Here is a 26,924-nt window from a genome sequence, read left to right on the forward strand (position 1 = left end):
CGGTGTCGGTCGAGTACACGATCCCGGCCTCGCGCTCGATGTTGAGCACCTCGACCGTGGTGCCGCTGAACGCGGGCAGCTTCAGGGTCTGGCTGGCCAGGTTCGCCACGGTCGGGGTTGCGCCCAAACCGATTTCGACGAAGCGCTCCACGCCGAGACCACCCGAGGCGATATCGGTGAACAGCAGATCCTGGGTCTCGATCCAGCGCACCGGGCTGGCGAACTGCCAGGCGAGCAGCTCGACCAGCACGACGCGGCACAGCTCGGTCGGGCGCGCGGCCCAGCCCTCGAAGTCCGCAAGGACCGCGGCGAGCGGCTCTGACGGCACCAGATCCGCGATCTCCTGGATGAATTCGCGCTCCAGGGAGAACGGACGCGGCACCAGGTTCGGGATGTAGCGGCCGACCAGAACCTCCGGATGCAGGTCGGCGGGCAGCAGCTGCTCGAGCTTGTGCCGGAACTCCGGCACGCCCTTGCGCAGCACGGTGGAGTGGAACGGCACGTCGATGCCCGGCACCAGGATGAAGGCCCGCTTGCCGCCGAATTCGGTACGGCGACGGTCGATCTCGGCCTCGAGCGCTTCGAGTCCGGCCACCGTGCCCGCGATCGCGTACTGCGAACCGCGCAGGTTCAGGTTGACCACCTCGAGGAACTCACCGACCTCGGCGCCGATGCCGGCGACGAAGTCGATCACCTCGTCGTCGGGCAGCCCCATCTGCGAGGGCCGGATCGCGGCCATCCGATAGTCGCTGCGGCCCTTGTCATCCCGCGGCACCAGCTCGTGCATCGCCGAACCGCGCTGGAACACCACCTCGAGCACCGCTTCCAGCGGCAGCACGCCGGCCACGGCGGCGAGCGCGTTGTACTCGCCGACCGAGTGCCCGGCCAGCATCGCGCCCTCGATGAACGCGCCCGCTTCGCGCAGCTCGGCCACCTGGGCGACACCGAGTACCGCCATCGCGACCTGAGTGAACTGGGTCAGGTGCAGCACGCCGTCCGGGTGCCGGTGTTCGACGCCGCGCGCCTTGAGGTAGGTCGGGTTGTCGCGCACCACAGCGAGAATCGAGAAGCCGAGCGCGTCGCGGGTGTGCTTGTCGGCGCGGTCCCAGATGGCCTTGGCGGCCTTGGACCGGGTGCGCGCGTCCAGGCCCATGCCCTTGCGCTGGATGCCCTGGCCCGGGAACGCGTAGACGGTCCGCGGCGTGGCGGTGCGACCCGTCGCGGTCATCACGAGATCGCCTGCGGCACGGCAGGACACCTCGATGATCTCGCTGCCCGCGTCCACCGCGACCCGCTCGACCCGCACGTCGATCTCCGCGCCGGGGCGAACCATGCCGAGGAACCGGGTGGTCCAGGCGGTCAGGGTGCGGGCCGGAACCGTGCTGTCCGGGTCGACCGCCGACACCGCGTGCTGGGCCGCGGCCGAGAGCCACATGCCGTGCACGATCGGGCCGCCCAGACCGGCCAGCTTGGCCGCGGCATCGCTGGTGTGGATGGGGTTGTGATCGCCGGAGACCGCGGCGAAGGCGTTCATCGTGCGCGGCGCGACCATGGTCACGTCACGGCGACGCCGGCGCGGGGTGTCGGTCGCGGTGTCGGCGACCGTACCCGCCGCGCGCGGCGGATCGGTCAGTTCACCCGCGCCGTTGCGGCCGCGGATGGCGAACCGCTCGGTGAGCGTGGCGACGGTCGGCATGGACAGCCCGGTTTCCGGCCGGTCCAGCAGACCCGCGATCCGCACCCGCACCTCGACCACGCGGCCGAGATCGGTGTCGAGCGTCTCCCCCGCCTCCGCGCGGACCGCGAGAACGCTTGGGCTGGTGGGCAGTTCGCCCGCGAGGTGGATCTGGTGATCGAGATGAACCAGATCGAGCATGCCCTCGATAACGCTGGTTCCGTCCGCCGCACGCGCCGCGCCGAGCACCGCGAACACGGCGGGCCAGCAGGCGCCGACCAGCACGTCGGGCACGGTGCGGCCGAGCGTGCTCAGCGTCGACGGCAGACCCGAACCGGTCACGCCCGCGTGATCGGCGATTAGGTCGGGGGTCCACGCGATGTTGAGGTGGGCGACCTTGCCTTTCACCTCGGGCAGGTCCTGCCCGGCGGCCACGGCGAGCAGCGCCGACATCGCCGCGGTGGCGTCGGCCTCGGTGACCACCGGCGCGCCACCGTTGTAGACGGCGGTCGGCACGGTGATCCGGATGCGAACCACGTTGCTGCCCAACAGCGGAACGGTCAGCTCGACGTAGGCGTGCTCGGCGACCGGGCCGGTGGTCTCGGTCAGCGTGGCGCCGCTCGGCGGATGCACCGCCCCCTTGCCGTCGACGGTCCACTCCGACAACTCACCGAGCCGGTGCACCGGGTTGACCGTGGTACGCCCGGACCATTCGAGGTCGGGCGCGGCGAGCACGGTGTCGATCGCTCCGGTCGTCACGCCCGCGACGCGGCGCGCGTCGATCGCGACCGGCACCACACCGGCCCGCACCAGCGAGTAGGCCGTGTCCTGCTCGAAGCGGTCGAGCAGCTCGCCCACCGGCTCGTCGACCCGGGTGATCCCAGCGACCGCGACGGTGCCCGGGATGATGCACACCTGATCGGCGGAATAGCGCGGATCATGGGCCTGCCACAGCGAATCCGAACGCCACCAGCGGCGCACGTCACCGTCGACGACGGGCACGAAGTTCACCGGCTTGCCGGGGGTCTTGCACAGCGCGACGAAGAACGGCACATCGGCCGGGTGCAGCCGGGTGTGCGCGGCCGCCGGGTAACGCTCCTGCAACGCGCACAGCGCCGCGACCGGGTTCTCGAAGGCGTCGTCGGTCGGGAACAGCGTCGGGATCTCGCCGCGGTCGGCCGGATGCAGCCGAGATTCGGTGCGGCGCATCATTTCCGCGAAACGATCGCGCCAGCTGATGTCGAGCCACAGCGAGCGGGTGGCGTCGGCGATCGCGTCCCCGATATCGCTGCCGCAGTCGAAATCCTTGCGGCGGTCCAAGCCCACCGCGAGCTCTACGTAGCGCTGCAACCAATCCTGGTAGGTCATCGTGGCGACGTCACCGAAATACGGCTTGGCCGTGCCGTTCAGCGCCGCGATGATCTCGTCCCGGCGGGCGGCGACGGCGTCGGCGTCACCGGCGACCTCGTCCAGCAGCCGTCCGGTGCGCGAGGCGGCGTTGTCGATCTCGTGGATGTCGGCGCCCAATTGGCTACGGCCCGAAGCCATTCCGCCGGACGCGGTGCCCGCCCCGACCCAGTCGGGGGTGCCCGGGGTGTCCACCAGCAGCTGCTTCACCTCGGGGGCGGTGGTCGCCTCCAGCGTCGCCATCGCGGCCGTGCCGACCAGCACGCCGTCCAGCGGCATCACCGGGTAGCCGTGGGCGCTCGCCCACGCGCCGGTGAGGTATTCCGTTGCGCGCTCCGGGGTTCCGATGCCGCCGCCGACGCAGACCACCACGTTGTCCCGGCTGCGCAGCTCGGCGTAGGTCTCCAGCAGCAGGTCGTCCAGGTCTTCCCAGGAGTGGTGCCCGCCGGCCTTGCCGCCCTCGATGTGCATGATCACCGGGTAGTCGGGCACCTCGTCGGCGATCCGCAGTACGGCCCGGATCTGCGCGACCGTGCCCGGCTTGAACGCGACATGCGAGATGCCGACCTCGGTGAGCTCGTTGATCAGCGCGACGGCTTCCTCGAGCTCGGGAATGCCTGCGGTGACGATGACGCCGTCGAACGGCGCACCCGCAGTGCGCGCCTTCTGCACCAGGCGCTTCCCGCCCAGCTGCAGCTTCCACAGGTAGGGGTCGAGGAACAGCGAGTTGAACTGCACCGCACGGCCCGGCTGCAGCAGCGTCTTCAGCTCGGCCACCCGGTCGGCGAAGATCTGCTCGGTCACCTGACCGCCACCGGCGAGTTCGGCCCAGTGGCCCGCATTCGCGGCCGCCGCAACGATTTTCGCGTCGACGGTGGTCGGGGTCATGCCCGCGAGCAGGATCGGCGAGCGACCGGTGAGCTTGGTGAACGCGGTCTCCACCACGATGCGGCCGTTCGGCAGGCGCACGGGGCGCGGCGCGAACTCTGTCCACGCGGCGGCGGTCTCCGGCGCGGCGCCCGGGGTGAGCAGGCTGCGCTGCCCGGCGCGGGTCGCGGCGGCCACGATGCCGACGCCGGTGCCCTTCAGCGAACCACCGGTCAGCCGGGACAGCAGGTCGCCGGGGCCGAGATCCAGAATCCACTGTGCGCCTGCGGCAACCACACCGTCGACGATCTCCACCCAGTCGATCGGGTCGACCAAGATCTCCTGTGCGAGCGCGCCGGCCAGCGCCGCGTCCAACCCACACTGACCCGCCCACGAGGTCACCAGATCGACGGTGTCGGCCAGGGCCGGGTGGTGGAACGCGACATCGACGGCCACGTCCTCGAACACCGGCGCGAAGATCGCGCCGCCGCGCACCTTGCTCTCGCGCTCGGCGGCCTGCTTGTCATGGATCTGGGCGCAGCGCTGACGCACCCGCTCCAGTTGCGCGGGAGCGCCGGACAGCACCGCGCGCCGGCGACCGTTGCGGATCGACACCACCGCGGCCGCCACCGGGTCGACGCCCTCGGACACCTCGGCCACCACGGCACGCAACTGCTCGGGGTCCACGTTCGACACCGCGACCATCGGCGAGCGCTCACCGACGGGCATCAGCCCGCGCCGACGCGCCACCAGACCCGCGGCGGCACCGATCAATTGGGCCAGCGCGAGGATCTCGGCGTCGCGCTGACCGCCGGCTTCCACGGCCGTCGCCGCCAACCTGCCCTGCGAGTGCCCCACGATCGCCACCGGCGCGTGCGCGGCCGGGTCCAGCCCCTGCAGCCGCAGCGCGCGCATCGCGGCCACCTGTGAGAGCAGCACACCCGGCATCGAGACCGCGGCCGAACGCAGCACCTGCGCCGGCGGCGCGGCCGAGACCTCACCCAGCTCGGTGTCGACCAGATCGTCTTCCAGCATCCAGCCCACCGGATCGAAGCCGACCGGGCGCACCACGAGCAGCTGTGCCGACACCGGCTCCAGCATCGCCTCCGCCTCGTTTACCAGGGCAGTCAGTTCGGGCTCCAGCGCGCTGTCGCGGCTGATGTCGGCGAGCTCGTCGAGCCACTGCGCGCCCTGCCCGCCGAACGCGAGCGCGTACGGCGTCCCGTTCAACAGGCGGTCCAGCAGCGGCGACCGCGTGCCTCCCGCGCGGGTGGCTCCACCGACCTTCGCGCTCTGTCCGGTACCGGCCTCGGTGCTCTCGTTGATCGTCAAGGCAGCTCGACTTCCTTCTCCTGGCGACATGCCCTCCGAGACACGCCGCTTCCTCCGGGCGCAGGTGATCCTCAGCGTTGGGGCCTGATAACGGCGAGGATTCCACAGAATCATGAGGAAATCCTCACGTTTGCTCGCCGGCGAAGTCGCTACCCTCGAGTATTTCGGTACGTCCGTACCAGAATCGCGACAAACATGACCCCTCCTCATGTTTGAACGCGCTGGTCTACCCGGTTACTAACACGTAGGAAACATGAGTGCTCCTCATGTTGAGATTTATCAAATCGTTATAATCCCTGGTAGGGTTACCGACCAGTACGCCACGCCCGCCCGGAGCTTCGCGAACGCGGTCAAGCCCGGTAGAGTTTGGACGGTCGTACCATCACGCGCGAGTGGCGAAATTGGCAGACGCGCCAGATTTAGGTTCTGGTGTCCACGGACGTAGGGGTTCAAGTCCCCTCTCGCGCACCACCCGGCGGCACCCGTGTCGGGTTTTGGAGCCGCCCCGCTCCCGAATCCGACACATATGCCCCTACCAGCACTCTTTCAAACATTCCCCCGCTCGCGCCGCGCGTCGGCACCTGCGAGCACGCGATCACGACACACGCGAGAGATTTGCTCCGCAGAGTCAGGAACCAGCCGCGTACCCGACCGACTGGCCTCTTCGGGATAACGGGCCGGTCGCTGGTCCAGAACCGACGAAGGCCAGATGTGTCGGCGTGTCCGTCCTGCCACGTTTTCCAGAACGCATGCAAACCCAGCAATCACGGTGTATGGGCTCGCGACCACGCCCACCTGCGGCGCACCTCACGCAGGCCGGCCCACTGCACACGCGCCGCAACTACTCGGCACGCGGCGCCAGCAGATCGCGCTCGATTCTGGACTCGCGATCGTGCAACGGCGTCAGCGTTTCGGAGGCGTTCCCCAACGCCGCCGCCCCACTGTTCGACGCCACACCCGGCCACCGTCGTGTGACAAGCCGGCCCGTCCGATTGCAGGCACGGGCCATGCCCGCGCAACGACTGTCTGCCCGCGTCGACTCGCAGATGAACCCAAGTCCGCGGTGAACTGATCAAGATCCATCAACGTCGAGCAGCGGCAGACCGAGCCGGCGGGTTTGTCCAATGAGGTGAGTGCTTACGTGCCGAGCGTCACCGCGATGACGGGGTAAATCTTCTCTCGCGCACCATTCGCTGCGAAGCCATCCGGGGCGCAACCGGCTGTCGCGGCTAATCCAGAATCCGCCAACAAATCGTATCTCCGCAGGCACAATGCATGCACACCATTGCTCGCATACAGATCAAGTTGAATACCGACTGAGTTAGTCGATGACGGGTTGGCACCTACCGCCGAGAGGGTGGCGTGACTGCTGCTCCGGCGGACCTCCGACTCGGCCGCCCGCACCGAGGGCGGGCGTCGCCGTCACGCAAAGGGACCTTCGGTGATGAACCGGCTCAGGCCGCGGGCGAACGCCTCGGCTTCGCCGGGCGGCCAGGTCGTGAGGCTTGCGGTGATGTGCGCGGCCAGACGGCGGCGTAGCTCGTCCACCGCACGTTCACCCTGCTCGGTGAGGACCAGCAGGGTCGCGCGCCGGTCGAGGGGGTCGGGTTCACGGGAGAGCAGCCCGGCCTGTTCCAGTCTGGAGGCGCGGCGAGTGACGCCTGAGCGATCGAGCCCCACCTCCGAGGCCAGGTCGGCCGCGCTTCGAGGGCCGATCCGGGCCACCGCGCTCAAGACCGGATAGGTCCATTCGTCCAGCGCTTCGCCCATGTCGGCGGTCAGCGTCTTGTACAGCTGAACCCGCGTGGCGCGCCTGAGCAACACACCCAGCGCGTCGGCGATCTCGCCTCCTACCTCGTTACGCATTTTCCCAGACTACCGTGCGCCGCGCACGCATCATGTGCTAGCTTCGCCGTAGTGCGTGCGCGACGCACGCACATTGCCTGTGAAAGGACTCTCCATGAACCGGACCGATATCCGTGCCGCCCTCACCGACCTGCTGTTCTCCCCCGACCTCGACCTGCACGAGGCCGCCGACCGGCACTTCGCCCCCGACTACCGCCAACGCACCGACGGCGAGTGGGCCGACCGCGCGGGGTTCATCGAGCACATCGCCCATCTGCGCACGATCGTGGCCGCAGGAACTGTGGAGGTCCATGACGAGCTGTACGACGGCCCCCGCTACGCCGATCGCCACACCGTCGAGATCACCAAGACGGACGGATCGACCGTTCGCACGGAGGTCTACGTTTTCGGCGAGTTCACACCCGACGGACGCTTCGGCCGCATCGAGGAGACCACGCTCATGCTCCACGGCTCCGAAGCGGACCGAAACATCGGCAGCGCCCGCTGAGATTCAGCGCTCGTCCCTGAGCACCATCCAGATGATCACGCCCGCGCCTTCGCTGCCTACGAGTCGCAACTCTGCCGTGAAGTAGGCCAACGGCAGCAACGCGTCGGCTTGGTCTCCCGGCTCATGTGCCCGCACCCGGCCGGGCCTCATGCTACGCAACACGGTGGCCCGCGCGGTCGGTCGCACGAGCCGATCAACCCCGCGAAACAGCCGACCGGTAATGGTTTAAGCCCTCAAAGCGGATGCTACTCAATAAAATACGCGATATTCACAGTAATCACATCTCGTCCAATTCGGACACGATCACCGCACGCCAGATCCGTCCATGCGAATCCGCCGCTGAATCACGGTGCTCTCGGTAGCATCGTGCGTCGGCCGCTCCTGCCAGTCCCCCATCACGCCGTCCAACCCGAGGATCATCGTGACTCCATCCGAAGATGAATCGCTGTCCTTTCGACCGGCAGAGCCTCCGCCGTTCCCGGACGCACGGCCGATCAGGAAAACCGTGTCCCGGCGAAAAATCGCCGCCCTGGTCGGCGCTCTTCCCTTGGGCGCCATCGGAATCGGCGCCCTGGTGCAGGGCCGGAACAGTGAAAACGTCTCGTCCGCCGCGGTTCCCGGCACCACCAGCCCGACGCCGACGACGTCCAGCACCCTCACGACGCAGGCCGCCCCCGCAGCCGATCTCGCGCCCGAGATATCACGTATCGGCAGTCGTCATATCGCCGCGCTCCATGCGATTCACAATTACATGAACCACATCTCCACATATGCACCGCATTCACTGGACGAATACTTCACCGGCGCAATAGCTTCGAGTACCGGAGCGCACCGCAAGCACCTGATCGACACTCAGCACGCGACTCGGGAATACCTGCTTGCCACCAATCGCCGTAGTCAGGTCATGGACTTCAACTGCGGCCTGCGCGCCATCACCGGCGGCACCGCGCTCGGCGTCGGCTACGTCAAGCTGGCCACGACGAACGACTCGGCAGCCGAACAGTCCGTCTCCCTCACCGCGATGGTGGTAACCGCCGAAGAGCAACCCGACAGCCGTTGGCTGATCAGCGACGTGAAGCAGATATCGACCTGAGCCGACCGGACCGTGTTACCGAATCCCTGGTTGCGGCGCAGCCACTACGGAGCCGCGCACCCCAGCAACTACCATCGGTCGCGGCCGTGATGGCGTCATCCGGCCGCGGGTTGGTTCAACGGAGGGGTTGTGGTGATGCGGGTTTCGTCGAAACAGGCGAAGGTGGTCGTGCTCGGTGGAGGCTATGCGGGTGTCGCGGCCGCGACCCGGCTGGCCCGGGCGAATACCGCGGTGACGCTGGTCAATCCGCGTGCCGAATTCGTCGAGCGGATCAGGTTGCACCAGTACGTCGCGGGCAATCACGCTGCGGTGTCACCGATGCGGAACCATCTGCCCGACACGGTCGAATTCCGGCACGACAGCGCCGGATTCATCGATGCGCAGGCACGTAGGGTCGAGCTGCTCGATTCAGGAAGCCTCGAATACGACTACCTGGTCTATGCCGTGGGCAGCCGCGCGGGCCGCACCGGGATCCCCGGTGCCGCCGAGTTCGCCGTGTCGGTGTCCACCTGGGAGGATGCGGTCGCAGCCCGTCAGCGATTGGACGCACTGCCGGATGGTGCGACCGTCACGGTGGTCGGCGGCGGATTGACCGGTATCGAAACCGCGGCCGAACTCAACGAACTGGATCGCTTCGCCGTGCGGCTGATCAGCGCCGGTTCGCTGGGCGCCACACTGAACACCCACGCGCAGAACCGGTTACGGCGATACTTTCGCGAGGCCGGTGTGCTCGTCACGGAGAACACCCGGGTGGTCGAGATCTTCGACGACAAGCTCGTCCTCGACGACGGCCGTCACCTCGGCAGCGAACTCACCCTGGTGACAACGGCTTTCCAGGCACCCGAGCTGGCCGCAGGCAGTGGCCTGGCCACCACACAGTCCGGTGCGCTGCAGGTTTCCGAAACCCTCGTCAGCACCAGCGCTTCGACTATCGTCGGCGCCGGTGACGGCTGCGCTTTCGCGGCACGCCCGCTGCGGATGAGCGCCCAGGCGGCCAACCCGACCGGGGTGCACGCCGCCGACACCGTGCTGGCATTGATCGATGGCCGCGAGCCGAAACCGGTGCGCCGCAAGTACGTCGGTCAGGCGATGAGCCTGGGCCGGCACAACGCCCTGATCCAGACCTCCGACCTGGCCGACCGGCCGCGCCGCCCGGTGCTGACCGGTCGCGTTGCCGCCGCCATAAAGGAACAGATCTGCAGCGCCACATTGGGTTTCGGCCACTTCGGGCCGCTGCGCTACAGCTGGTCCTGGCCTACCGGCCGATAGCAGACCGAGTCGGGTTCATGAATACCCTGACCCGCCGGGCACGCAGAACCGGAGAGTCCCGGCGGGTCAGCCGCGGGTCAGGAAATGGCGCCGTGGCGAGCGAGTAGTCCGGCGGCGAATTCACGCGCGGCATCCAGATCGGCGGCGTTGGGCCGCCCCTTCCGGATCCCACCGAAGATCTTGAACGGCGCGAAGGTGTCCAACGCCCGGCTCGAGAACGTGTCGATCACCTCGAAGCCCTTCTCCTGCAACAGTTTGACCAAAGGGGCGGAGAAAGCGGTCGGTCCGGAGTCCTTGAAACCGCTGGACGCGAACACGAATGCCTTGCCGCGCTGTCCCGTCGGCAAGGCCGCAACGTACGCCAGCAGCTCCGGATAGAACTTCTGCAGGTGAATACCGGAGCCGAAGCCCACCACGTCGTAGGCGGAGAGGTCGGCAGCAGTGATGTCCGCCGGATCGACAACCCGTGCGTGCAGCACCCCGGCGATCACATCGGCGACTTTCTTGGTGTTGCCGTGGTACTTCGACTTGCACACGAGAACGGCCTTCATACCAGCTCTCCTTTCAACTCACTCGAATTCGTCGTGATGCGCGGAAAGTCCGGCCACGAACTCCCGAATTCCACGGCACCCGCTCACTGTATCGAGACGGTTTGCCGAGTTGAATGATCCGAACGGCTATCAAGTGCACCTTTAGGACCACGGCGGCCGCGGGCAGCCCGGGTGGGTGCGGGCCGTTCATATGGGTGATGCTCGGCGCGGGTCAAGCGGCGCGAGAATTGAGACATCCATCCCGTTGCACGACGCGACAGCACATGCCCTGCACCGGTGAAGTCGATCCCGGTAAACGCTCTGACCTCGGGCGATCCAGCTTCGGCGGCACGACGGGGACGACCCCGGCGACTTTTCCATTGCGCGAAAAGATATTTCGTGGCTTACTCGGCGGACCTCTAGCTTCGGCGGCATGGAGTGGAACTTTCTCTCGGCCGAAGAACTTTCGACTGCTTTGCGTGCCGGCGCGGTGTCCTCGGTGGAATTGACCGACGAGGCGATCGCCCGTATCGAGCGCGAGGACAAGGCGATCAACGCGATCTGTGTCCCGGACTTCGACCGTGCGCGCGACGCCGCGCGCCATGCCGACGAGGAGCGCGCCCGCGGCGCGGATCTGCCGTTGCTCGGTATCCCGGTGACGGTCAAGGAGTGCTACAACGTCGCCGGATTGCCTACCAACTGGGGTTTGCCCGAACACCGGAACTACCGGCCGGCCGAGGACGCGGTGCAGGTGTCGCGGCTGAAGGCGGCCGGTGCGGTGCTGCTCGGTAAGACCAACGTGCCGCCGGGGCTGCAAGGTCTGCAGAGCTACAACGAGATCTATGGCACCACCAATAATCCGTGGGATCACGAACGCACGCCCGGTGGGTCCTCCGGCGGATCTGCGGCGGCTCTGGCGGCCGGCTTCGGCGCGCTGTCCATCGGCTCCGACATCGCCGGTTCGTTGCGCACCCCCGCGCATTTCTGCGGCGTCTACGGACACAAACCGACCCTCGGGCTGGTGGCGAACCGCGGCATGGTCGCGCCGCTCGCACCGGCGTTGCCGGTCGATCTCGACCTCGCGGTCGTCGGCCCGATGGCGCGCACCGCCCGCGACCTCGCGCTCCTGCTCGACGTGATGGCCGGACCGGATCCGCTGACGCGCGGCGTGGCGCACAAGTTGGCCCTACCGCCCGCACGCCATCAGCGGCTGAGTGAGTTCCGGGTCCTGGTCCTCGACGAGCACCCGTTCATTCCGACCGGGTCCGCGGTGCGGGCGGCGGTGCACCGGGTGGCCGATGCGTTGGTCGCCGGCGGTGCCGCCGTCGAACGGCACAGTCCGCTGCTGCCCGATCTGGCCGACGCGGCAACGCTCTACACCCAGTTGCTGTTCTCGGGCTCTGTCGCGCGTTTCCCCGTCGAAGCCGACGAGCAGCTGCGGATTCGCGCCGCCGAATTGCGCGCAGACGACCAGAGTCTCGACGCCTCGCGGCTGCGCGGGATGCTGTTCAGTCACCGCGACTGGATGGCGGCGAACGACCGTCGCGAACTCCATCGGCACGGCTGGCGGCAGTTCTTCGCCGAATTCGATGCCGTGGTGTGCCCGATCACGCCCACCCCCGCGTTCCCGCACGACCACAATCCCAACCTGCTGGACTGCCGGATCGATATCGACGGTGTCGAATACCCCTTCTTCGACCAACTGGTCTGGGCCGGTCTGGCCACCATGCCCGGCCTGCCCGCCACGGCCATACCAGCAGGCTTGTCCCCCGCAGGCCTGCCGGTCGGCGTCCAGCTCATCGGCCCGGCGTTCGAGGACCGCACCCCGCTGCGGCTGGCCGAACTGCTCGAGCAGAGCATCGGCGGTTTCCAACCGCCGCAATAGAGCGCACCGGTTCGCGTCACCGACACCCTGGCCGTCCCGTCGAGACCTTCGGGGCCGAACGGCTGTGCGGCGCTGCATGTTCCACCGCACAGCCGTCGGGGACTACCGCATCGCCGCCACGTAGTCCTCGAGTTCGATGGCGGCCGCGGTCTCGCGGCTGTCCTCGAGCTGTTCGTCCATCGCGCTCTCCTCGTTGAGCAGCCGGTTGCGTGCGTCGAGCGCGTCGGCGGTCGGCGGTGCCAGGAACCGAGCGGTCGCCTGCCCACCTTCCTGGCAGGCGGTGACGTAGTCGCGAAGACGGGATTCGTACGCGTGGAACGCATTTCGGTGGTCGCCTTGGGCTGTGGCGAGTTCTCCGGCGAGGACGTACGCCGCGACCATCGCCGACCCGGTGCCCTTGCCGCCCAGGGTGGCGCCGGCGGCGGCATCGCCCAGCAGTACCGTCCGCCCGATGGACCAGGAGTCGACGTCGACGCGGCTGATGGAATCGAAATACAGCGTCGGCGTATCGGCCAAACCGTCCAGCAATGCGGCCGTTTCCCAGCCGATACCGCCGAACGTCTCGGCCAGGATCTTCTTCTGCCGGAACGGATCACGATCATCATCGATCTTGTCGCCGGCGAAGAGGGCGTAGACGTCGATCTTCCCGGAACCGCCGGGACGGGGCACCGCCATGATCATCTTCCCCGGGACGTTGTACATCAACGCAGTGCCGTCGATCCCGACCTGATCGGCCGCCGTCCAAGCGGCTACGTAATAGCCCAGGTGGCTGACGAACCGCGACTCCGGCCCGAAAGCCAAGCGCCGCACCGTGGAATGCAGCCCGTCGGCACCCACGACGAGGTCGAACGTGCGCGATGGCGACCGCCGAAAGCCAACGCGCACAACATCTTCGGATTCTTCCAGGGCGGCGACCGCATCGCCGAAGATGTACTCGGCACCGTCCCGCGTGTGCTCGTGCAGCACGCGTGTCAGATCGCCGAGCATGATCTCGATCTGGCCGCCGCCCCACTCGATCGGAACCGCCGCGAGCCCGCGACCCGCCCCGTCGACGACCGTCGTCGGAACTCCGCCGGTCTGTAGCCCGCGTACGTCGTCCAGAATCCCCATCCGTTCCAGGACGGTCAGATGTGCCGCGCCGCGGAAGTCGACCGCGAAACCACTGTCGCGGCGCGAGGGCGCGGCTTCCACCACGGTCGGCCGGCAGCCGTACCGGCTGAGCCAATACGCCAACGCCGATCCGGCGACGCTCCCGCCACAGATGAGAACGTTGCGGCCGCTCAGCGCGCGCTCGGGCGAGCGCAAAGAATGATCGAACATGATATGAGAGTGAATCCTTCACTGGTGCAGACAAATACGAACCACATGCACAAGGACACAGGCCGCTGACACCAGCGCGATCTACTGCGGGCTAGAGCTGGAAACCCACCCCGGCGGTGCACAACGGCCCTTGCGGGCGCGTAGGCATGGACGTCACTCCCTCAAAACTCAACGATCATGAAAACCAGCGAAAAGCTAACCCGACAGCACAAGATCGGTCAAGCAACAGGCCGGGAAGCAGGGTAGTAGCAATGTCACCTCACGCGGCGACGACTCCCGACCTGTCACACCAGGCGCGACTGCGCGCCCACGGCGCCGTCTCCACTGCCCTGGCTCTGCACAGCGACTACGCGTTGCGCGAACTCGTGGACGGGGCCGCACCGATCGGCGCCGGCATCGGCGGGAAGTCGGCGCTGCTGGAGGTCGCCGGAACCCCCGTCTTCGTGAAGCGAGTCCCCCTCGCCGACCTGGAACGGCAGCCGGAACACGTCCGGTCCACGGCGAACCTGTTCGACCTGCCGCTGTTCTGCCAATACGGCGTCGGGCTCCTCGGCGGGCCCGGCTTCGGGGCCTGGCGCGAACTCGCCGTGCACATCATGACGACGAACTGGGTGCTCGCGGCCGAACACGAGGGCTTCCCGTTGATGTATCACTGGCGGGTACTGCCGGACAAGACGCCGCTGCCCGAGGAACTCGCCGACATCGACCGCGCCGTCGCCTATTGGGACGGCCGACCGCAGATACGCCACCGGATCGAGGCCATCCAGGATGCTTCGTCGAGCATCGCGCTGTTTCTGGAGTACCTTCCGCAGAATCTGCACGAATGGTTGAACGCCCAGATAGAGGCGGGCGACGAAGCTGCCGACCGGGCCTGCGCCATGGTGGAGCGCGAACTGGCCGACGGCACGCAGTTCATGAACAGCCGCGGGCTGCTGCACCTCGACGCGCACTTCGAGAACATCCTGACCGACGGTCGGCGCCTCTACTTCGGCGACTACGGCCTCGCGCTCTCCCGCGGATTCGAACTCTCGCCCGAGGAAGTCACGTTCTTCGACCAACACCAGAGCTACGACCGCGGCTACACCGCCGCCTACCTGGTGAACTGGCTGATCGTCGCCCTGTACGGGCTGCCGCCGGGGGACCGGGAGGCGCGGGTCGAGATGGTGCGCACCTTCGCCGAAGGCGAACCGCCGAAGGGTATTCCGGCGCAGGCCGCCGCGATCCTCACCCGGCACGCGCCCACCGCGGCGGCGATGTCGGCGTTCATACGCGCGTTCCAGCAGGAGAGCCGAAGCACCCGGTACCCGGACCAGAAGATCCGCCGCCTGCTGAGTGAGTAGGTCGCGGCTGTGCTTCGACCGCATGAACGCGTCTTTCGCGGGCGCGGCCCACGGCAGCGCTGCGATCAGGCGAGGGATGGGGCGAGGTATTCCAGTGCATACCCGGTGCCAGAGGGCGTGACGCGGGCGATGCCGGGTGAGTCGAGGTGGGCGCCGGCCACGTAGTGGTGTGGTCGGGTCAGTTGTTCGAGCAGCGACGCTCGTACAGTGCGGGCACCGGCTTGGTCGCCGTCGAACTCCCAGGTGATGTTCGGGCGCTCGAATTGGAGGGTGGGCACGTGCACCGTGTCGCCCCAGACAAGCAGGTGACCGGCGCTGCTGCGGGCGTTGTAGACGGTGTGGCCGGGGGTGTGGCCCGGTGTCGGGATCGCGGTGAGCCAGTCGGTGATCGCGACCTGTTCCGAAACCGGGACGACGCGGTCGCGCAGCGGCTCGAGCCGTCCCGTGAACACCGAGGTGTCGCCCGCGCCGATCCACACCCGCTCGAGTTCGGCAAACGCCTCCGTGCCGTCGGGCGCGATCAACCCGCTCACATGGTCTACGTGGCGGTGGGTGATGGCCACCTCGGTGACCTGCGCGCGATCGATACCCGCTTCGTCGAGTGCGTCGTAGATCGAACCCATGGTGGGCTCATGCCAGACATCGCACCCACCGGTGTCGATCAGCACCGATCGCGTGCCGTCGGTGACGAAGAAGGCGTTGACCGCCAGCCGCAAGTTCGCGTCGACCAGCGGCACGGACGCAGGCAGCTCCTCGAGCGGGCACCCGTCTTCACCGCGCAGCCGGGCCGGCGGCATATCGATGTACCCGTCTCGCAACGAAATCACTTGCAGTTCGCCGAATTCGAAGCTGGCATGGTGCCGCCCACTCGAGATCAAACGCATGGCACCTCCGACGTCCAGCATGTTCGCTGATTCTTCTGCACCAGAACCTACAGAGCCCGACGATCAGCGTCACATCCGAGATCGTTGTCGCCTGCCGGCACCGGGAATGCCGCGGTGGTCACACGGTCACATCGGATCGCCGAACACTCGGCGGGTGGCGTACACGAGCAGCGGTGTCACGCTGGGTAATTCGCTGATGCTGCGAGTGGTCATGCAGTGGCGGACACGGTCGTCGTAGCCGCCTACGAGCAGATCGAACATTTCCGGTGACAGCTCGGGTAACGCCGGGTCATCTTGCTGTGCAAGGTGATACGCCCCGCGAACACGACCGGCGAACGCCGCGAGCATCTGCACGCGGCGGGCCGAGATAGCCGGGCCGGCGCCCAGGGATTCCACCAGTAGCGCCCATGCCGCAGCGGGTTCGGCCACCAGAACATCGATGAAGGCGTGCAGCGAGGCATCGATCCTGGCCCGCCAGTCCCCCGTGGAACGTTCGATACTGTCGTCGATCGCGCTGATCACCACGGGCAGCACCGCGTCGAAGGCGGCGAGGTAGCAATCCTCTTTGCCAGTGAATTGCTGATAGAAGGTGCGGCGGGAAACCCCGGAGCGATCCGCGATGTCAGTGATCGTGGTCGCGGCGTAGCCCTTGGCATGGAGGGCATCGAACAAGCCCAGGTGAATCCTGCCCCGCTGCGACGAAACGACATCCTCCCTGGTGAACCGATGTTTTCCACTAGGGAGGCGGTCACGCGAGATATTGAGCGGGGTCAAGGGCGCCACTGTTGCAGATTACCTCGTCTCCGGGACACCGGTCCGTTTACAAAACATAGCCAGCATGTTGCAGGAAGTTTCTGGAGACTATACAGTCTCCCATAGACTGCAAAGGATACGAATCACCCGGCGCAGGTCAGAGGGCTCTCATCCGGATTTCCCGAGGCTCGCCCTGACGCCATCCGGCAACGGAACGAAAAACGGTACAGATCCGCACCAGAGGTTGTCTCCGAGAGCGAGGAAGCGAATGCGGGTATCCACAACGGGGTGGCGACGACACTGGCTTCACACGGTATTGCTCTCCGCCATAACGGTATTGGCGGTGCAACTGACCGGCGGAATAGCCACGGCTGCGCCGGAGAGCAGAACCGACGTGCCGATCGATCCGCTACCGGTCGCGGTGCTCCCTCCGGAACTCGATCCGTTCTACCGGGCGCCGGCGACTGCGATCGAGGCCGCCGCACCCGGGGATATCCTGAAGGCGCGATTGATCACTCCGGCCGCGTTGAACGTGATCCCGATGAACGTGGACGCCTGGCAGGTGCTGTATCGCACCAACGACAGCCACGGTCGAGCGATCGCCACCGTGACCACGTTGATCAAGCCCCGCGGTCCCGCGCCCGAAGGTGGGCGAAAGCTGTTGTCCTATCAGGTGGCCGAAGACTCCACCGCGATGTACTGCGCGCCGTCCTACGGCATCCAGCAGGGCAGCATCCCGATCTTCTCCGACTTCGTGAACATGGGCGAAGCGAATCTCGCTGTTCTGGAAGCGGTCTCGGCGGGCTATGCGCTGTCCATGCCCGACTACCAAGGCCCGAACTCGGCGTTCGGCGCCGCCGTCATCGGCGGGCAGGCGACACTGGACGCAATGCGCGCGGCGATAAAGTTCACGCCGTTGGAACTGTCCGCCGGGAATGACACGCGCATCGCCGCGCTCGGCTACTCGGGCGGCTCCATCCCCACCGGCTGGCTCGCCGAACACGCCGAAGACTATGCCCCGGAACTGAAGATCGTGGGCATCGGTCTCGGCGGTGTCGCCATGGCGGACTTGCCTGCGGTCATTCGCCAGAACAACTTCAACATCGGCGCCGGACTGATCGGCGGCGCCTTTTCCGGCTTCGCCACCGAGTACCCCGGCGTGAAACAGGTACTGGAAACCAGGACCGACTGGTTCACCCGTTTCACCATGACCATGAAGAGCTTCCTGTGCCACAGCCCTTATGGCTCGGCAACTTTCCCGTTCTGGAACTATCTCGGCGGCTACACCGGCCCCGAGCCCGGCGGCATCCTGGCCGAACCCGCCATTGTCGACGCGATCAACGAAAACGCGCTCGGTAAACAACGACCCACCGTGCCGATGTACGTCTACCACGCGCAAAGCGACGAGCTCATCCCGTACGCAGGCACCGACCGCCTGATCAACTGGTACTGCGACGATCCCGGCCAATCCATCACCTACGACAGCGAATACTTCGCCGAACACATTTCCGGACTGCTCACCTGGATACCTCGCGCCTATAACTTCGTCGTCGACCGGCTCGAGGACCGCCCTGCCCAGCCCGGCTGCCGAACCAACAAACAATTCAGCACCCTCACCGAGGGCGATGTCGTCGACTTGCTCGTGCAGAAGTGGCCCGCCCTGGCCGGCCTGCTCACCGGACAGCAAGTCGGACGCACACCCGGACGCTGACCTCAGCCGAGAAGCCACTGGTCTGTTGGAGGAGCCGACCATGCAGCAAGCACCCGAGCGCTACGAGCCGGTCCCGAACCGCGAATCACCCGGTGAGTTCGCTGCGAAGCTCAACGCCCTGATCGACCGCTGGCAAGGACAGCACGGCAAGACACTGAGCAATGAACAACTCCGCCGAGAACTCGACCGTCGCGGCTGCCGCATCTCCTCGCCTTATCTGTCGCAACTGCGCCGGGGCATCCGCACCGAGCCCTCCGCGAAAGTCATCGCAACACTGACAACCTTTTTCGAAGTCGAGGACGACTATTTCGCCGCAGGCCCCGAACTGGGTTCCAGCCAATGGAACGAAGCACTCGCCGCCAAACTGTCCGGCACCGCGCTACGACGGCTGGTCCGCACCTCGGCCGCGTTGTCCAGCGACTCCATCAAACGCCTGTCCACGCTCGCCGCACTGCTCCAAATCTCCGAAGCCGCACGCGATTCGCAAGAGCGACCTGACGATCGAGAAGTTCCCGCAATGAACAGACATATCCCGCGCGGCTTCGATGCCGAACGCTTCGACGCGATTCGACGCCGGGAGGGTGTCTCGATCGCCGACCTCGCCCGGCGTAGCGGCGTCGGGGTGACCACGGTCTACGGCTGGTGCACCGGCATCAGCCGGCCACAGATCCATCTCCTGCATCGGGTCGCCGCCGTGCTGGAGGTCGGGATGGACGAAATTCTCGACCTCCCCGCCGACACCCGAACCCTCACCGAATATCGGTGGCTGGCGGGCCTGATCCAGTCGCAGGTCGCCTGGACACTGGGCATGCGCACCGATGCCTTCGCCCAAATCGAGCGCGGCAGAACCCGATTGTCCGAGGAACGAGCCCAGCACCTGGCAGCGCTCTATAGGACGACCGCGGACGAGATACATGCGGCCTGGAAAAGAGCGGAGCAATCCGGCACCGGCGATCGTCCGCGCTGAGGACCGAAGCTGCGCTCGGCGTGCCGATTTCGCGTTCGGGCACGCCGAGCTGAAAAGTTCCCCGCGGACGGGCGACGAAGTGCCTAGCCGAGCGTCCGGATGAAACGGGCGAGGGTTTCCCCGCTGTAGTCCGGGCTTCCGTCGTTCTGCACCGCTGCGGCGGCGATGGTGTCGACGTGGTTGTAACCAGGAAGTGTCACAACGGTCGACGACGGCGGCGTCGGGAAGAGCGCACCCACCGCGGCTTGCACGACGCTGTCCTGCGCGAAGGCCGCGTAGTTGGGTTTGGTGCGGCTCATGCCGTGGTAACGCAGCCCGTTCAGCTCACCGCTGCGCGCACCGCCATAGCCCGCACCGAGGTCCACCACCACGCGCAGCGGAAAGTAGGTCTCCCAGTACGCATATGGCGAGCCCATCGCGAGTTGTCTTGCGGCATCACGGATATCGGCGGTCTCATGCGCGGGCGCGGTGTACCCGACGCCGATGACGTCGTCGTAGTTGCGCCAGGTATAGAGCGCCCCACGGTCGGTCGGCGCGACGCGCGTCTGCGGGCCCGCGCCGATTCTGAGGTAATTGCCGAGAAGCGGTATCTGCGTAACGGATCCGGGATTGGGGAAGGTCTTCTCTTCCACTGGCCCGCCGGCCAGAGCGCCCAGTCCCTGCTGGAGGAGGGTGAAGTTGCAGGAGTTGTTGTCGATCAGCACTCCGAGCAAGGCGGAATTGGTGAACCGGTAGTCACGCATGGTGCCGGTGCCGTCGGCGCCATTGGTGGCGAAGGCACTCCAGCTGCGGGCGAACAGGTAGTTGAGCGTGGTGTCCATCTCCAGGTCGTGCGGGATGTGCGCGAGCAACCTGCTCTCTGCTTCGGGATCCAGGTATGCGGCCAGACCCGCCAACCGCAGCAGCAGGAAGGTCTTGGTCCCGAGCACCGGTAGCGGACCGAAGGTGCGCGGCAGCAGGCCCGCCCGGAATCCGTCCTGCGCCACCATGTTCACCGGTGAGACAAGGGCATTGGTGATGTCGTGCAGCAGGGGCGTGTTCTGGATGGCGACCGGGTCGGAGGAGACCATGGAGTCCTGTGCGGCGAAGGCGGCGCATTGATCGGCGCCGGGGCGTCCGTCGAAGTCCCAGTCGGCGAAGAACCCGGTCACCAAGCCGCCCAACGAGATTCCGGTGCAGACGAACCGCCGTTGCCGCTCGGCCTGGGTGGGCACCTCCGCCAGCATCACCTCGTACTGGTCCCGCACCAGGCGTTCGAGACCCATGAAATCGAGTACCGGCAGCTCGGCAGACGTCTTGATGCCCGGGAACACCTTGCCGTCCAACGGTTTTCCGTTGAAGTAGTAGTCGACCGCGTCGAGGTAGTCGCCGCTGCGCAGGGCGTAGTCGAAACCCTCGGTCTCGTCGAGGCACGCGCTGCGCCGTCCCAGCGCCCAGAATTCGATCTGCTGCCCCATGGCCCGCGCCGAATGCACGGTATTGAACGCGACGCTGTCGGAGTTCTGCGCGCCACCGCCGAGCCCCTGCTCCTGGATCGCGATGTGCGCCGCGTCCGCCGACCGGGCCGGCCCGTCCGCGGACCGATACCGTAGATACCCGACCCGATCGCAGGCGGCTGGATGTGCGGGCGCGTTCGCGGGCAAGGGCAGCAGATAGCTGACATAGGACGTGACGACCCCGTCCCGCGTCGAGAGCACCTGTTCCTGCCGATCACTCGCCGCACTCACCGGCTCCGGATCGGCCCCCGCCGCTCCGGCCTGTGTCATGGATGCCACGATCGCCGATGCCATGAGGGCGATGACCCCCCGTCGGCGCGCCGCCGACCAAACCACACTGTCCATGCCGGGGAGCCTGCCAGCGCAGCCCGCGGCCGAACTACTGGCAAATCACTAGTGTTTTCCAGAATGCGTTGTTCAACTGCAAGGGCTACCCGAATAAAGGTGCCGGCGGATTTCCGCAGCAGAATTCTTGACGCGTCCGAATCAGTGACGCGATAAGCGAATTCGAGCACCCTGACGTTCAAGAGCACCTACGACGGGCATACTGCCGCGCACGTGTGCGGACGCGCGGCGACCAGTGGCGATGCCGGTGAATTCCGACGTCGTTCGGCGTAGCGTGACGATCATGGACGATCCCTCCGACCGGGTGCGCGAGGCACATCAACCGGGCGAGTCCGCTGCCACAAAACTTTTGGTGGCAGCGCGCGCGGGTGACGGCGACGCGTTCGGACGTTTGGTCGCGCCGCTTCGCGACGAGTTACGTGCCCACTGCTACCGAATGCTGGGATCTGTTCATGATGCCGAGGACGCGGTCCAGGACACCCTGGATCGCGCATGGCGCAGCCTGCAGAGCTTCGAGGACCGGGGGTCGATCCGACCGTGGCTGTACAAGATCGCGACGAATCGGTCACTGACGATCATCGAGCGTCGCGGACGGCGTGAGCTGCCTACCGATTTGGCAGCGGGAGCTACCCCGCGAGCCGAGGCTACGTGGCTGGAACCCTATCCGGATCAATTGATGGGCTGGACAGCGCAGTTGAGCCCGGAGACCCGAGTCATCGCACGAGAAACCGTGGAGTTGGCGTTCGTCGCCGCGCTGCAGCACCTTTCCGCTCTGCAACGGGCCGTACTCCTCCTGCGCGATGTGCTCGGGTTCACCGCGGGCGAGGTCGCCGCACTGCTGGACACCACGGTGCCTGCGGTGAACAGCGCACTGCAGCGGGCCCGCAAGGTGCATGCCGACCTGCTACCGGCGACCACTCAACACCGGACTCTCGACGCGCTGGGTGAGGTCGCCCAGCGGGACCTGGCAAAGAAGTACATGCTCGCGTGGGAGGCGGGCGACGTGGACACGATCGTGACGATGCTGACCGAGGACGTTCGCTACTCGATGCCACCGCTGAGCATCTGGTACGAGGGGCTCGACGGGGTGCGCGAGTTCCTGGTCGACACCGCCCTGCGGCATCGGTGGCGGTTCCGGCCGGCACAGGCGAACGGGCAGATCGCGTTCGGTACGTACCGGTGGGAGGCAGGACAGGGCGCGTACATTCCGTCCGGCCTGGATTTGTTGCTGCTCCGCGATCGGCGTGTGGCAGAAGTGGTCTCGTTCCTCGACGCTGACTTCCCGTCGTTCGGCCTGCCTGCGCAACTGACGGAAAAAGATCTGTGAACGGCGATGAGTTTGCCGGGCGGCCCGGGTTGTAGTCCTGACACAACCCGAAAGGACCGAGCACACCATGTCCACAGACGAGAAGCAGATCCGCACACTGATCGAGCATTGGGCCGAGTCGGTGCACAGCGGCGACCTCCCCGCAGTCCTCGCCGACCATGCCGAGGACATCGTGATGTTCGACGTGCCGCCACCGCATCAGGGCGTGCGCGGCCTCGACGCCTACCGTGCGACTTGGCCGTCGTTCTTCCAATGGCAGAGCCAAGGCGCCGCCTTCGAAATCGAGTCACTCGACATCACGGCCGGTGACGACGTCGCCTTCGCCCACGCCCTGCTGCGGTGCGGAACCGAGAAGAACTTTCTCAGCAATCCTGAAAACCGACTGCGGTTGACCTTCGGCCTGCGCAAGCAGGACGGTCGATGGGTCGTCGCGCATGAGCACCATTCCTTCCCGCTCGACACGGACTCTCCCGAGGCTGCGCAAGCCGACGTCGCCGCGGAGCAGGACCTGCGCGAACTCCACCGACGCTGGTTCGACAGCACCGCCGCGAGGGACATCGACGGTCTCATGGCTCCCATCGCCGACGACGTCGTCTCCTACGAACACGAACAGCCGCTGGAATACGTCGGCGTACGAGCCGTTCGCGAGGTCTGCCAAGCTGGCCTCGACGCTTCCGCCGACGGCACCGTCACATGGAATGTTCCAGATCTGAAGATCGTGGTCGACGGCGATCTCGCCGTCGCCTGGGGCCTCAACCATATGCAGGTCGCTCCCCCGGATGCGCCCGCTGTCGAGAGCTGGTCCCGCGGAACCCGCATTTTCCGACGCAGGCAAGGGGTTTGGCGGATGACTCATCAGCATGTCTCCTTCCCGTACGACCCGGCCACCGGTGCCGCAGAGACGAATCTCCCGCACAGCGCGGGTGAGCACGAGAAGGAACACGATCACGGAAAGTATTGACCGAGAGGATCTCGCCTCGCTGTAAATCCTCCAGCGCCGCGGACACGGTGAGCGCGACCGCCCGCCGAACCCACACCCCTCCCGCGGGTTCGGCGACGGTCGCTGCCACGCGGCCGGGTGCCTCGCTCAGTGACCAGTTCGCACGGAGACGCACTCCAATTGCGAAGGGTCGTAATACTTCGCGCGCGCCTTCTCACATTCCTCACGGTTCGGATACGGTCCCGGATCGGGCAGCTGGTAACGGCCCGCCGATCCGGACGCGACCTGGCCGACTATGGTGCGCGCCTCCGATCGTGACGCGTCCGGCACCAGTGTCGACGGATCGGGTGTGGCCGCGGTTGCCGGTACCGCTGCCGCCCAAAGTGCTGTAGCGGCCAGTGCTGCCGTTACCGCATAGCGGATGCTGTTGTGTGCCATGAGAATTGCCTTTCGTTTCGGTATCCGATGCTGCGAGCCCGGTTGAACTCCGCGATCAGATACTCGCGCGACGCTCGCCGGACCGGTCCGGGGCGCAATGCGCTGAACCAGAAAGGGTTTCGCACAGCAGACCGCGCGACAGCGCAATACGCTGCTGTCGCCACACCGGAGCGGTCGTGACTAGTCGAGCAGGTCGAGATCCCGTGGCACGAGGGTCGACGATTGGATCAACTCTTGAATCAAGTTGTGGTTCAGCATGTTCCCGATCGGCTCGGTCAGCTGGTCCCTGGTCAGGCCCGGGACCGGCAGCCGCCCACAGGCTCGCGCGTACTTCTCGTCCGAGAGCTTGGCCCGCACCCGGCCGACCAACTCGGCGACCACCCGATCGGTCCAACCCGCTTCGGGCTGCACCGTGGCCAGCAGCGCGGCGGTTTCCTTCCAGGTCCACGGCTGCGGCCAGCGCTCGTGGAACAGATACGACTGGCCGAGCGCGACCAGCACCAGTTTCTCTTCCGGCCGCAACGGCCACGGTGGCGCCACATCGGTGACATGCTCGTGCCGGGGTGCCCGCACGTCGCCGTCGTCGCCGGTGACGTAGACCTCCAGTAGATGCTCACGGTGGTGCGAGCCACGGATGAACATCGGCGTATAGCCGGTGAGCAGCGGGAACGGCTCCTCCCGCGGAAACAACAGCCGGGCTTGCGGTAGCCGGATGGGCACGGTGCCGGTATTGCTGAGTTGCCAACCAGCACGGCGATAGGTCAGCGTCCCGTGTACCCGGCTGATCCGCAGATCGTCCGGCCCGACCCCGACGTCTACCTGCCGCAGGTTGCGGCCGAACTCGATGACGTTGCCTTCCTCGGGGCGCCCGCTCACCCCGCCGACCGTCGACTGGACCGAGATGGTGCCCGGTGGCACGCCACCGACTCCGCCCGCCAGTCCCTGTGTGGACGGGGCCAACGCGGTCAGCCCGTTTCGCTTGCGCTCCCCTTCTTGCTGCGACACATCGGCCTCCTCGACTCAGTGTTCGAGCCTTGCACGACGCCCGCCGGACCGGTCCGCACATTCATCGGACCAGGCTGGCGGCCACGGTGGTGGCGAGTTCGGTGGCGGTCGCGCAACGCAACTCCGGCGTCGGCGCGCCACCGAACCGGACGACGGCGATTTCGGCGAGTTCGTCGCCGGAAATTCCGGTGAAGTCCCGGTACTGGATTTGTACGGTGCACTCGTCGGTACTGGTCACGCCGGCGCGCCGGAAGCTGGGCAGTCCGGCGAGTACGAGCGGTTGCCCGTCCACGGCCGTTTTCGGTGGGTCGCGGTCGTAGCGCACCGTCACGTGGCTGTCGATGGTGCTGTTCCAGCGACAAGACCAGTTGCCGAAGCCGGGGACCGGACGCAACGCGTCCAATCCCGGTACCTTGCTGAGCGTCGGCACGTCCAGTTGTGCGCAGGCGTCGTGGCGGGCCAGCGAGTCCGCAGGGAATTCGCCCGACCGTCGCGGAATCGGCCCACGTGCCAACATCTCTCGCACATGGCCGGTCACCGCGTCGGCCAGCGCGCACGGATCCGGCCCACCGGGCTTGCGCTGACCGAGGATCTCGATCGTCGCATCGTCGGAAAGTGTCAGAGCCCGAGTGCATCTGGTGTTTCCCGGGGGCTCGGACACAATAGCGAGGTCACCGACCCGGGTCACGGTGGCATGCGAGCCCTGTTCCGGCGGCGGGGCGCCGGACAAGGTCAGCCGGACCCGGCCGACCTCGGGATGAAAATCCTCGCCGGGCAGCCGGACCCGCAGATCGCAGGTATCGAAATTGCCTTGGTCCGTGGCCATGTCGATGCGCCCGAAGTCCGCGAGCACCGCCGGGTCCAGCAGCGCGCAGGGGTCGGCGGTCCGCGGATCACCGAGCGGGTCGGCGGGCCCGTCGGCGGGCATGGCCACCCCGGCCGCGACGGTCAGCGCTACCGCACACAGCAGGGCCGCACCGAGTAGCACCCGGCGCAGCAGAGTGCGGTCCAAATCGCGCGGCGCCTGTTCCAGGCGCGCGAACGCGTCGGCGGCCGCGACGGCGGTGGGGCGCAGGCTCGGATTCGACTGCGTCAGCTGGGCCAGCAGCGCGTCGAGGGCGCCGGGTCCGCGCCGCGGACCCGACACCGCGAGCAAGGATGCGCCGAGCGCGTACACGTCGGCCTTGGGGCCGCAGAGCCCGTCTCGGCCGAGCTCGGGCGCGGCATAACGCCACTTTCCGCGCGCCGCATCGGCTTTCGGACGTTCGCCGGTACCGGCCGCCCGCAGATCCAGCGAGCTGCCGAAATCGGTGAGCCTGGCGTCGCCGTCGGGAGTGAGGATGATGTTCTCCGGCGAGACATCACAGTGCAGGATGCCGTTGTCGTGACAGTGCGCGAGCGCGCTCGCGATCTGCGCGCCGACGGCCACGGTCTGGGATATCCCCAATTTCCTTTGCTGACGCACGTTTTCGGCGAGCGAAGCGCCCGGGACACACTCGGTGACCAACCACAGCACGCCGTCGCATTCGAAGATGTCGAGCACGCCGACGATATTCGGATGCCGCAGGCCCGCAGCGTTGCGTGCCGCGACACGCAGCACCTGCGCGCCCCCCGTATCGCCGGTACGAGGACACTTGAGCACCACGTCCCGGCCGAGGACCTCGTCGGTGGCCCGCCAGACCAGCCCTTCGCCACCCAACGTGAACATTTCCCGCAACGTGTAACGATCCGCGATGCAGTCACCGTCGCTCGCCATGCGCCCGTCCTCGATTCGGCTCACGTCCCGCAGCGAAAGTGTAGCCCTCCCACAATCTCTCGACCCGAACGAGCCACCGCGGCGAACTGGTCGGTCAGTTCTTCGGCGACCCTCGCGCGGGTGGTTGGGACGCGCATGCCACGCGAGTGCCGAATAGGGCTGCCTACAGCCACTCGCACCCTTCGCCCTTAGCGCTACCGGACACTAACTCGAATCAACACCTAAAGACTA

The 26,924-nt window shown here is 66.9% G+C and carries 19 protein-coding genes, 1 tRNA gene and 1 pseudogene; 11 read left to right on the forward strand and 10 right to left on the reverse strand.

From position 1 onward, the window contains the following. Positions 1 to 5,281 (reverse strand): fatty acid synthase subunit beta domain-containing protein (locus NBRGI_RS32850; protein WP_029901068.1); only part of this gene is annotated, 5,281 nt, incomplete at its 3' end. 386 nt (positions 5,282 to 5,667) lie between these two features. Between NBRGI_RS32850 and NBRGI_RS32855 the strand changes: the two genes are divergently transcribed. After that, positions 5,668 to 5,752, forward strand: a tRNA-Leu gene (locus tag NBRGI_RS32855). 951 nt (positions 5,753 to 6,703) lie between these two features. On the opposite strand, the gene NBRGI_RS32865 is transcribed toward NBRGI_RS32855, so the two are convergent. Continuing rightward, positions 6,704 to 7,147, reverse strand: a complete 444-nt coding sequence (locus NBRGI_RS32865) for a MarR family winged helix-turn-helix transcriptional regulator (protein ID WP_029901069.1) — start codon at positions 7,145 to 7,147, stop codon at positions 6,704 to 6,706. Positions 7,148 to 7,241: 94 nt separating this feature from the next. Here NBRGI_RS32865 and NBRGI_RS32870 point away from each other — a divergent pair, with 94 nt between their 5' ends. Next, on the forward strand, positions 7,242 to 7,634 hold the full coding sequence (locus NBRGI_RS32870) for a nuclear transport factor 2 family protein (protein WP_029901070.1): 393 nt from the start codon (positions 7,242 to 7,244) through the stop codon (positions 7,632 to 7,634). Between the two features lie 3 nt (positions 7,635 to 7,637). Here the strand turns inward: NBRGI_RS32870 and NBRGI_RS48830 are convergent, their stop codons facing one another. Then, positions 7,638 to 7,784: a hypothetical protein gene (locus NBRGI_RS48830; RefSeq protein WP_200882258.1), complete on the reverse strand. Its 147-nt coding sequence runs from the start codon at positions 7,782 to 7,784 to the stop codon at positions 7,638 to 7,640. A 199-nt stretch (positions 7,785 to 7,983) separates the two neighbouring features. Here NBRGI_RS48830 and NBRGI_RS32885 point away from each other — a divergent pair, with 199 nt between their 5' ends. Beyond that, positions 7,984 to 8,727 (forward strand): hypothetical protein, encoded by a 744-nt coding sequence (locus tag NBRGI_RS32885; RefSeq protein ID WP_148311037.1) that lies wholly within the window; start codon positions 7,984 to 7,986, stop codon positions 8,725 to 8,727. Between the two features lie 135 nt (positions 8,728 to 8,862). Next, complete coding sequence (locus NBRGI_RS32890) at positions 8,863 to 9,996, forward strand: NAD(P)/FAD-dependent oxidoreductase (protein WP_029901072.1); 1,134 nt, start codon at positions 8,863 to 8,865, stop codon at positions 9,994 to 9,996. Between the two features lie 77 nt (positions 9,997 to 10,073). On the opposite strand, the gene NBRGI_RS32895 is transcribed toward NBRGI_RS32890, so the two are convergent. After that, positions 10,074 to 10,547 carry a flavodoxin family protein gene (locus NBRGI_RS32895; RefSeq protein ID WP_029901073.1) on the reverse strand — a complete coding sequence of 158 codons (474 nt, stop codon included), beginning with the start codon at positions 10,545 to 10,547 and terminating at the stop codon, positions 10,074 to 10,076. Between the two features lie 412 nt (positions 10,548 to 10,959). Between NBRGI_RS32895 and NBRGI_RS32900 the strand changes: the two genes are divergently transcribed. Next, positions 10,960 to 12,411, forward strand: a complete 1,452-nt coding sequence (locus tag NBRGI_RS32900) for an amidase (protein WP_029901074.1) — start codon at positions 10,960 to 10,962, stop codon at positions 12,409 to 12,411. 102 nt (positions 12,412 to 12,513) lie between these two features. Here the strand turns inward: NBRGI_RS32900 and NBRGI_RS32905 are convergent, their stop codons facing one another. Beyond that, positions 12,514 to 13,731, reverse strand: coding sequence for an FAD-dependent monooxygenase (locus NBRGI_RS32905; RefSeq protein WP_051728212.1), 1,218 nt, complete (start codon positions 13,729 to 13,731; stop codon positions 12,514 to 12,516). A gap of 251 nt (positions 13,732 to 13,982) precedes the next feature. Between NBRGI_RS32905 and NBRGI_RS32910 the strand changes: the two genes are divergently transcribed. Next, positions 13,983 to 15,071 carry a hypothetical protein gene (locus NBRGI_RS32910; RefSeq protein ID WP_029901076.1) on the forward strand — a complete coding sequence of 363 codons (1,089 nt, stop codon included), beginning with the start codon at positions 13,983 to 13,985 and terminating at the stop codon, positions 15,069 to 15,071. Positions 15,072 to 15,136: 65 nt separating this feature from the next. On the opposite strand, the gene NBRGI_RS32915 is transcribed toward NBRGI_RS32910, so the two are convergent. Together NBRGI_RS32915 and NBRGI_RS32920 are read right to left on the reverse strand one after the other, a co-directional pair. After that, on the reverse strand, positions 15,137 to 15,955 hold the full coding sequence (locus tag NBRGI_RS32915; RefSeq protein WP_029901077.1) for an MBL fold metallo-hydrolase: 819 nt from the start codon (positions 15,953 to 15,955) through the stop codon (positions 15,137 to 15,139). Positions 15,956 to 16,081: 126 nt separating this feature from the next. Then, positions 16,082 to 16,627 (reverse strand): TetR/AcrR family transcriptional regulator, encoded by a 546-nt coding sequence (locus tag NBRGI_RS32920; protein WP_051728213.1) that lies wholly within the window; start codon positions 16,625 to 16,627, stop codon positions 16,082 to 16,084. Positions 16,628 to 16,715: 88 nt separating this feature from the next. Here NBRGI_RS32920 and NBRGI_RS32925 point away from each other — a divergent pair, with 88 nt between their 5' ends. Both NBRGI_RS32925 and NBRGI_RS46825 read left to right on the forward strand, forming a co-directional pair. Beyond that, positions 16,716 to 18,419 carry a lipase family protein gene (locus NBRGI_RS32925; RefSeq protein ID WP_235211174.1) on the forward strand — a complete coding sequence of 568 codons (1,704 nt, stop codon included), beginning with the start codon at positions 16,716 to 16,718 and terminating at the stop codon, positions 18,417 to 18,419. Between the two features lie 40 nt (positions 18,420 to 18,459). Continuing rightward, complete coding sequence (locus NBRGI_RS46825; RefSeq protein ID WP_148311038.1) at positions 18,460 to 19,386, forward strand: helix-turn-helix transcriptional regulator; 927 nt, start codon at positions 18,460 to 18,462, stop codon at positions 19,384 to 19,386. 83 nt (positions 19,387 to 19,469) lie between these two features. On the opposite strand, the gene NBRGI_RS32935 is transcribed toward NBRGI_RS46825, so the two are convergent. Continuing rightward, the gene (locus NBRGI_RS32935) at positions 19,470 to 21,152 is read right to left on the reverse strand and encodes a hypothetical protein (RefSeq protein ID WP_235211175.1); all 1,683 of its coding nucleotides are present in this window, start codon (positions 21,150 to 21,152) and stop codon (positions 19,470 to 19,472) included. A gap of 358 nt (positions 21,153 to 21,510) precedes the next feature. On the opposite strand from NBRGI_RS32935, the gene NBRGI_RS32940 reads away from it, so the two are divergent. The 3 genes and pseudogenes from NBRGI_RS32940 to NBRGI_RS49360 all read left to right on the forward strand — a co-directional run bounded on the left by NBRGI_RS32940 (position 21,511) and on the right by NBRGI_RS49360 (position 23,515). Next, positions 21,511 to 22,554, forward strand: coding sequence for an RNA polymerase subunit sigma-70 (locus NBRGI_RS32940; protein WP_036561814.1), 1,044 nt, complete (start codon positions 21,511 to 21,513; stop codon positions 22,552 to 22,554). A gap of 67 nt (positions 22,555 to 22,621) precedes the next feature. Continuing rightward, positions 22,622 to 23,008: pseudogene (locus NBRGI_RS49355) on the forward strand (YybH family protein); the annotation flags it as partial. A 54-nt stretch (positions 23,009 to 23,062) separates the two neighbouring features. Next, positions 23,063 to 23,515, forward strand: coding sequence for a YybH family protein (locus NBRGI_RS49360; protein ID WP_268808451.1), 453 nt, complete (start codon positions 23,063 to 23,065; stop codon positions 23,513 to 23,515). Positions 23,516 to 24,112: 597 nt separating this feature from the next. On the opposite strand, the gene NBRGI_RS32950 is transcribed toward NBRGI_RS49360, so the two are convergent. Both NBRGI_RS32950 and NBRGI_RS32955 read right to left on the reverse strand, forming a co-directional pair. Beyond that, the gene (locus tag NBRGI_RS32950; protein ID WP_200882259.1) at positions 24,113 to 24,937 is read right to left on the reverse strand and encodes a hypothetical protein; all 825 of its coding nucleotides are present in this window, start codon (positions 24,935 to 24,937) and stop codon (positions 24,113 to 24,115) included. Between the two features lie 61 nt (positions 24,938 to 24,998). Next, the gene (locus NBRGI_RS32955) at positions 24,999 to 26,717 is read right to left on the reverse strand and encodes a protein kinase domain-containing protein (protein WP_148311040.1); all 1,719 of its coding nucleotides are present in this window, start codon (positions 26,715 to 26,717) and stop codon (positions 24,999 to 25,001) included. Positions 26,718 to 26,924: the final 207 nt, after the last annotated feature.

The sequence above is a fragment of the Nocardia brasiliensis IFM 10847 genome (genome assembly GCF_000710915.1).
GTDB lineage: Bacteria > Actinomycetota > Actinomycetes > Mycobacteriales > Mycobacteriaceae > Nocardia > Nocardia brasiliensis_A.